Genomic DNA, 6,783 nt, shown 5'->3' with positions numbered 1-6,783 from the left:
CGGCATCCACAACACCACCCAACAGGGTTGAGTTGCTTAGACCGATTGATTCCGCCCCCTGCCGGTGGGGTGCGAAGTGACGTGGACAGCGCGTTACACGTGGCGGGGGCGGGCGGGCGGGGCGGGCGGGCTGGTCGGCGGGGGCGGGTCAGGCGGGCGCGTTGGGGAGGGCGCCCCCGTAGCGACGGTCGCGACGGGCGTAGGTGTCGATCGCGGCCCACAGGTGCCGGCGGTCGACGTCGGGCCAGAGCACGTCGGAGAAGACGAACTCGCTGTACGCCGCCTGCCAGAGCATGAAGTTCGAGAGCCGCTGCTCCCCCGACGTACGCCAGACCAGGTCGGCGTCGGAGAGGTCGGGCACGTAGAGGTGCTTGGCGAAGGTCTTCTCGTCGACCTTCTTGGGGTCCAGGCGCCCGTCAGCCACGGCCTGGGCGATGGACCGCGCGGCGTCGGCCACCTCGGCCCGACCGCCGTAGTTCACGCACATGGTCAGCGTGAACACCTTGTTGTCCTTGGTCAGCTCCTCGGCGACCTGCAGCTCCTTGATCACCGACTTCCACAGCCGCGGCGCCCGGCCGGCCCACTTCACGCGCACACCCAGCTCGTGCATCTCGTCGCGCCGGCGCCGGATCACGTCCCGGTTGAAGCCCATCAGGAAGCGCACCTCGTCGGGCGAGCGCGACCAGTTCTCCGTCGAGAACGCGTACGCCGACACCGCCTTCACGCCGATCTCGATGGCCCCCTCGACCACGTCGAACAACGACGACTCACCTTGCTCGTGTCCCGCCGTCCGCGGGAGGCCGCGCTCCTTGGCCCAGCGGCCGTTGCCGTCCATCACCACGGCCACGTGCCGCGGCACCAGGTCCTTCGGGATCGGCGGCGGAGTGGCACCCGAGGGGTGCGGATGCGGACGACGTGGCACACGATTCACGTGGACAACCCTAGAGCTTGGCCCCTCGCGGCCTATGCTGCCTTCGTGGAGAACCAGAACGATCAAATCGAGCAGCAGCTGTTCACCATCCTGCGACGCTCGCAGTTGATCCATGTCCGCACGCCCTCGGGCGAGGTCGAGCTCGAGCGCTCCAGCTACGGCATCCTGTGCCTGCTCGACGACAACGGCCCCCAGCGACTCGGCGCGATCGCCCAGGCATTCCGCCTCGATCCCTCGACGATCACCCGGCAGGTGCAGGCCGTCGTACGGCTCGGCCTGGCCGAGAAGACGGTCGACCCCACGGACCGTCGGGCCTCCGTGCTCACCCTCACCACCGAGGGCGCGAGGGCCGTGCACGAGGAACGCGACCGTCGGCGTGGGCTGCTCGACATCATGCTGGCGTCGTGGTCCCAGACCGAGCGTGACGAGTTCCTCCGCTCGTTGCAGCGCTTCAACCGCACCGTCGACGACTGGATCGAGAACGGCGCACCCACCGACTGACGCGGTCGGTCAGCGCTCGACGTACTCCAGCGAGCGGAGCCGGCGCTCGAGGTGCCAGTGGAGGTACGCCGCCACGAGGCCACTGGCCTCCTTGAGGTGACGGGGCTCGGCGGCGTCGATCAGCGGCCAGTCACCTGCCAGCAGCCCGCCGAGCACGGCCACGGTCTCCGCGGACGGGTTCGCCGAACCCGGCAGGCGGCAGGTGCTGCACAGGATGCCACCGGCCACCGGGTTGAACCACCGGTGCGGACCGGGTGCGTCACAGCGGGCACACGTGTCGAACGACGGGGCGTAGCCGGCCACCGACAGGGACCGCAGGAAGTAGGAGTCGAGCACCTGCCCGGGACGCCGCTCCGGTGTGGTCAGCGCGCGCAGGCCGCCGACGAGCAGGAGGAACTGCTGCAACGAGGGCTGCCGCTCCTCCATGATCAGGCGCTCGGCGGTCTCGAGCATCGCCGTACCGGCGGTGTAGCGGTCGTAGTCGGCGCCCAGGGTTCCCGAGAACGGGGCCAGGGTCACGGCCTGGGTGATGGTGTCGAGGTTGCGTCCCTCGGCCAGCTGCAGGTCGACGTGGGTGAACGGCTCGAGACGGGAGCCCCAGCGTGACGACGTGCGGCGTACGCCCTTGGCCACCGCCCGCACCAGCCCGTGGTTGCGGGTCAGGAGGGTGATGATCCGATCCGCCTCACCCAGCTTGTGGGTGCGCAGCACGACGGCTTCGGCTCGATAGAGGGGCACGGGTCCATTGTGCCGTCTCAGACGCCCCGGAGCCCGCTGGCGGAGCGTGTCTCCCAGCACCCGCGGACGAACTCGGCCGCCTCGCCGTCCAGGCGCTCGGGCCGGAACCGCCACTCGAATATGCTCTCGGCCCGGACGAACCGGGCAGCCGGGATCTCGTCGGCCAGCATCGCGGCGTCCGCCGCCGGGTGAACCGGGTCGGCGGGATGGCCGACCACCATCGTGGGTACGTCGATGGCGCGGCGCAGGCGCGACGGAGGGGCGATGCGGCCGAAGACGATGCCGTGCATCACCGCCGCCATCGGCGCGGGCTGCTGGTCGCAGGTGTCGAGGACGATGCCCGCCCAGAAGGGGACCAGTCCGCGCGGCACCCGACGCGTCACGGCGCGGGTCAGACTGACCGTGAACGGCAGGAACCGCGCCGCCAGCATCATCGGACCGAACACCACCATCCCCATCTCGACGGCGTTGTCGAGCACCGGCATCTCGACCAGGAGGCCGCGCACCCGCGCGGGAGCGATCGCCGCCACCTCGAGCGAGACGTTGGCGCCCAGGGAGGTGCCGCCGATGACGGCCTGGTCGGCGCCGAGGTGGTCCAGCAGTGCGACGACCTGCTCCCCGAACGCGGTCATCGAGTAGACCATCGGGTCGGCCGGCCGGTCCGAGCGACCGTGGCCGAGCAGGTCGAGGGTGACCACGTGCATGCCCTCGGCGGCCAGTGCGCGCGCCAGCGGCTGGCACATGCGGCGCAGCATCAACTGGCCGTGCAGCAGCACCACCCAGCGGTCGCCGGAGCCGTACTCGGTGTACTCCAGGCGGTCCTCGCCGAGGAAGAACTGGCCGATGCGTTCGGAGACCAGGGGTGAGCGCGACATGGCCAGCAATCTACCGTCCGCCCGGCCCCCGGCAGGTCAGCTGACCGCGACCGCGTCCACGACGAAGACGAGGGTCTCGTTCGGCTCGACCCCGTTGCCGCCCGCACCGTAGCCCTTGGCCGGCGGGATGATGATCAGGCGGCGGGCGCCCTCCTGGATGCCGACGAGTCCTTCGTTCCACCCGTCGATGACCGGGGCCTGGCCCAGTGGCGTGACCGGGAACGGCTCACCGCGGTCGAAGGAGTTGTCCAGGACCTGCTGGTTCGACCAGGTCACCAGCAGGTAGTCCGTCAGCACGGTGTCTCCGGCCTTCGCCTCCGGGCCGGAGCCCGCGGAGAGGTCCTTGGTGATCACTTCGGTCGGCGGGGTGCAGTCGTCCGGCAGCGTCACCTCAGGCTTCTCGCCGAACTCGCCGCTGACCTCGATGTCGTCCGCCGTGCACACGGCGGCCGAGTCCGTGTTGTCGTCGGACGAGTCGTCCGAGTCCGAGTCGCCGCACGCGGCAGTGGCGAGGAGGGCAGCCGTGACGGCCAGGACAGCGGTGATTCTCCGAGCGGTACGCATGGCGCCGACCCTATCCGTGGCCGACCTGACACTGTTGTCCGCATGCCCACGAACACCCGACAGAACAACCCCGGCGCCGATCGGTCGCCTCTCGCGAGCTACCCCTCCAAGCCCCCGGTGGGGTTCGCGGACTGGACGATGCTGGTCATCGCGATCATCTCGGTGGTGCTGCTGTCGTGGATCACCTTCTGGGACGTCTCGCCCGGGACCGAGCGCTGGGTGATCCGCGCTGACTACGCGATCTGCGCGCTGTTCGCCGTCGAGTTCCTCTGGCGCTGGCGCCGATCGCGTGAGGGCTGGAAGTTCCCGCTGAAGTACTGGTACGAGGTGCTCGGCATGATCCCGGTCTCGAACCCGGCGTTCCGCTCGTTCCGACTGCTGCGGGTCTTCATCGTCCTGGCCCGCCTCGGCCGAGCCGCCGACCGGGCCTTCGGCGACCGCGTCACCGCAGCCATCGTCAAGCAGGGCACGGACTCCATCGTCGAGGTGATCAAGAGGCCGGTGACGATCGCCGTGATGGACGAGGTCACCGCCGTGCTGCAGACGGGCAACTACACCAGCAACATCGCCCGCGCCCTCGACGAGAACCGTGCCGAGCTCGACCTGATGATCGTCGAGCTGATCAAGAAGGACCAGCAGATGGGTCGGCTCAAGTTCCTGCCGTTCCACGACGACGTCGTGCGCCTGGTCAGTGACACGGTGTTCCGGCTGGTCTTCTCGGTGCTCAACGACCCGCGCACCGACGAGCTGATCTCGGACGCGCTCCGCGAGAACATCGACCAGATGCGGGACGCCGTCCGCAACAAGTACGACGCCGAAACGGCAGGAGCGACGTCATGAGCATCGAGGTACGCCGACTGGCCCCCGAGGAGTGGCCGGTGTGGCGCGAGATCCGGTTGCGGTCCCTCGCCGACTCCCCCGATGCCTTCGGGTCCACGCTCGCCCGGGAGGAGGCCTTCACGGAAGACGACTGGCTGATGCGAATGCAGAGCACGCCCGTCGTCGTCTTCGTCGACGGCGCCGCGGCCGCCCTGGGCGGGGCCTTCCGGATCGAGGACGGAGTCGCCCAGATCGTGGCGATGTGGACCGCTCCGGAGTTCCGTCGCCGAGGCCTGGCACGACTGGTGCTCGACGAGGTGGTCGCTCAGGCCCGTGCCGAAGGACGCCGGGTGATCCTCGACGTCGCGCAGGGCAACCCCGCCGCGCGGAGGGTCTACGAGCGCTTCGGCTTCGTCGCGACCGGCAGGGCCGAGCCCCTCCGTGAGGGGTCGGCCCTGCTGGTCGACGAGATGGTGCTGCCCTAGTCGCCGCGTCAGGCGCGGTTGACGGCGCTGACGACGGCCTTGAGCGAGGCAGTGACGATGTTCGCGTCGAGGCCGACACCCCAGAGGATCTGGTCACCGACCGCGCACTCGACGTACGCCGCGGCGATCGCGTCGCCACCGGCCGAGAGCGCGTGCTCGTGGTAGTCGAGCACCCGCACGTCACCGCGGTCGGCGTACGCCGGGTTGCCGGCCGCCTGCTCGGTCTCGACCAGATCGTTGAGCGCGTTGGTGAACGCGTTGATCGGTCCGTTGCCCGACGCTGTCAGCGCGCGCAGCTCACCGTCGACGTACACGTTGACCGAGAGCTGGTCCTTCTCACCCGCAGCCGAGGAGGTGTGCACCGAGTTGAGCTTGAGCGGGGACTCGCGGTCGAGGTACTCGCTGCGGAAGACGTCCCAGATCGCCTCGGGCGTCATCTCGCCGCCGTCGGAGTCGGTGCGCTGCTGCACGACCCTGCTGAACTCGATCTGCGCACGCCGCGGCAGGTCGAGCTTGTGCTCGGCCTTGAGGATGTAGGCCACTCCGCCCTTGCCGGACTGGCTGTTGACCCGGATCACGGCCTCGTAGTTGCGCCCGACGTCTTTCGGGTCGATCGGCAGGTACGGCGCCTCCCAGGGCAGCTCGCCGACCGGAACACCCTGCTCGGCGGCCTGCTTGTCGAGGTCCTCGAGGCCCTTCTTGATGGCGTCCTGGTGGGAGCCGGAGAAGGCGGTGTAGACGAGGTCACCCGCGTAGGGGTGCCGCGGGTGCACCGGCAGGTTGGTGCAGTACTCGACCGTGCGGCGCACCTCGTCGATGTCACTGAAGTCGATCTGCGGGTCGATGCCCTGCGAGAAGAGGTTCATGCCCAGCGTGACCAGGTCGACGTTGCCGGTGCGCTCGCCGTGGCCGAACAGGCAGCCCTCGACGCGGTCGGCACCGGCCATCATCGCCAGCTCGGTGGCGGCCACCGCGGTGCCGCGGTCGTTGTGCGGGTGCAGGCTGATCGCACTGTGCTCGCGGCGGGTCAGGCCTCGGCCGAAGTACTCGATCTGGTCGGCGTAGGTGTTCGGCGTCGACATCTCGACGGTCGCCGGCAGGTTGAGGATGATCTCGCGGCCGGCCTCGGGCTGCCACACGTCGGAGACCGCCTCGCACACCGAGAGCGCGAAGTCGGTGTCGGTCTGGGTGAAGATCTCGGGGCTGTACTGGTAGCCGAAGTCACAGTCGCCGAGCATCTCCTCGGCGTACTTCATCACCATCTCGGTGCCGCGGGTGGCGATGTTGCGGCACTCGTCGGGGGTGACCCCGAAGACGACCCGCTGGAACAGCGGCGCGGTCGCGTTGTAGAGGTGCACGGTCGCGCGGTCGGCGCCGACCAGCGACTGGATCGTGCGCTCGATGAGGTCCTCGCGGGCCTGGGTCAGCACCGAGACCTGCACGTCGTCGGGGATGCGGTCCTCCTCGATCAGCTTGCGCACGAAGTCGAAGTCGGTCTGGCTGGCGCTGGGGAAACCGATCTCGATCTCCTTGTAGCCCATCTTCACCAGCAGCTCGAACATGCTCAGCTTGCGGGCCGGGGTCATCGGGTCGATCAGCGCCTGGTTGCCGTCACGCAGGTCGGTGGAGAGCCATCGCGGGGCCCTGGTGATCTTCTTCGTGGGCCACGTGCGATCGGGCACGTCGACGGGCACGAAGGCGGTGTACCGCTCGAACGGCATGCCGCTGGCGGACTGCTGGTTGCCGGTGTTGCTCAGGTTGGTCATGGTTTCCTCGCTGCTTGGAGATCCGGATGCCGGACGAGCAGCCCATGAGAAGGCAGCACAACCTCCGCAACGAGGGGGCCGGCTTCAGGCCTCGTTGCGGCAGC

At 69.3% G+C, this 6,783-nt stretch carries 8 protein-coding genes; 3 read left to right on the top strand and 5 right to left on the bottom strand.

Annotation, left to right across the window (positions count from 1 at the left end; all coding sequences use genetic code 11):
- Positions 1 to 148: 148 nt before the first annotated feature.
- Positions 149 to 931 (bottom strand): isoprenyl transferase, encoded by a 783-nt coding sequence (locus ASD66_RS23950; protein WP_056892483.1) that lies wholly within the window; start codon positions 929 to 931, stop codon positions 149 to 151.
- 45 nt (positions 932 to 976) lie between these two features.
- Between ASD66_RS23950 and ASD66_RS23945 the strand changes: the two genes are divergently transcribed.
- Positions 977 to 1,432: a MarR family winged helix-turn-helix transcriptional regulator gene (locus tag ASD66_RS23945; protein WP_056686750.1), complete on the top strand. Its 456-nt coding sequence runs from the start codon at positions 977 to 979 to the stop codon at positions 1,430 to 1,432.
- Positions 1,433 to 1,441: 9 nt separating this feature from the next.
- Here the strand turns inward: ASD66_RS23945 and recO are convergent, their stop codons facing one another.
- The 3 genes from recO to ASD66_RS23930 are packed head-to-tail and all read right to left on the bottom strand — an operon-like array spanning position 1,442 to position 3,609.
- Positions 1,442 to 2,170: a DNA repair protein RecO gene (gene recO, locus ASD66_RS23940; RefSeq protein WP_056892482.1), complete on the bottom strand. Its 729-nt coding sequence runs from the start codon at positions 2,168 to 2,170 to the stop codon at positions 1,442 to 1,444.
- A 17-nt stretch (positions 2,171 to 2,187) separates the two neighbouring features.
- Positions 2,188 to 3,045, bottom strand: a complete 858-nt coding sequence (locus ASD66_RS23935; RefSeq protein ID WP_056892481.1) for an alpha/beta fold hydrolase — start codon at positions 3,043 to 3,045, stop codon at positions 2,188 to 2,190.
- Between the two features lie 36 nt (positions 3,046 to 3,081).
- Entirely contained in the window at positions 3,082 to 3,609 is a 528-nt protein-coding gene (locus tag ASD66_RS23930; protein ID WP_056686741.1) for an FKBP-type peptidyl-prolyl cis-trans isomerase, read from the bottom strand.
- A gap of 42 nt (positions 3,610 to 3,651) precedes the next feature.
- Between ASD66_RS23930 and ASD66_RS23925 the strand changes: the two genes are divergently transcribed.
- Together ASD66_RS23925 and ASD66_RS23920 are read left to right on the top strand one after the other, a co-directional pair.
- The gene (locus ASD66_RS23925) at positions 3,652 to 4,449 is read left to right on the top strand and encodes an ion transporter (RefSeq protein ID WP_156388887.1); all 798 of its coding nucleotides are present in this window, start codon (positions 3,652 to 3,654) and stop codon (positions 4,447 to 4,449) included.
- Entirely contained in the window at positions 4,446 to 4,913 is a 468-nt protein-coding gene (locus ASD66_RS23920) for a GNAT family N-acetyltransferase (protein ID WP_056686738.1), read from the top strand. The genes ASD66_RS23925 and ASD66_RS23920 overlap by 4 nt, the downstream gene beginning before the upstream one ends.
- A gap of 8 nt (positions 4,914 to 4,921) precedes the next feature.
- On the opposite strand, the gene leuA is transcribed toward ASD66_RS23920, so the two are convergent.
- Positions 4,922 to 6,679, bottom strand: coding sequence for a 2-isopropylmalate synthase (gene leuA, locus ASD66_RS23915; RefSeq protein WP_056892480.1), 1,758 nt, complete (start codon positions 6,677 to 6,679; stop codon positions 4,922 to 4,924).
- Positions 6,680 to 6,783: the final 104 nt, after the last annotated feature.

The organism is Nocardioides sp. Root151 (assembly GCF_001427925.1).
In the GTDB taxonomy this organism is placed as follows: Bacteria; Actinomycetota; Actinomycetes; order Propionibacteriales; family Nocardioidaceae; genus Nocardioides.
Note: the sequence above shows the minus strand (reverse complement) of the source record. Positions and strands in the feature narration are given on the sequence as shown.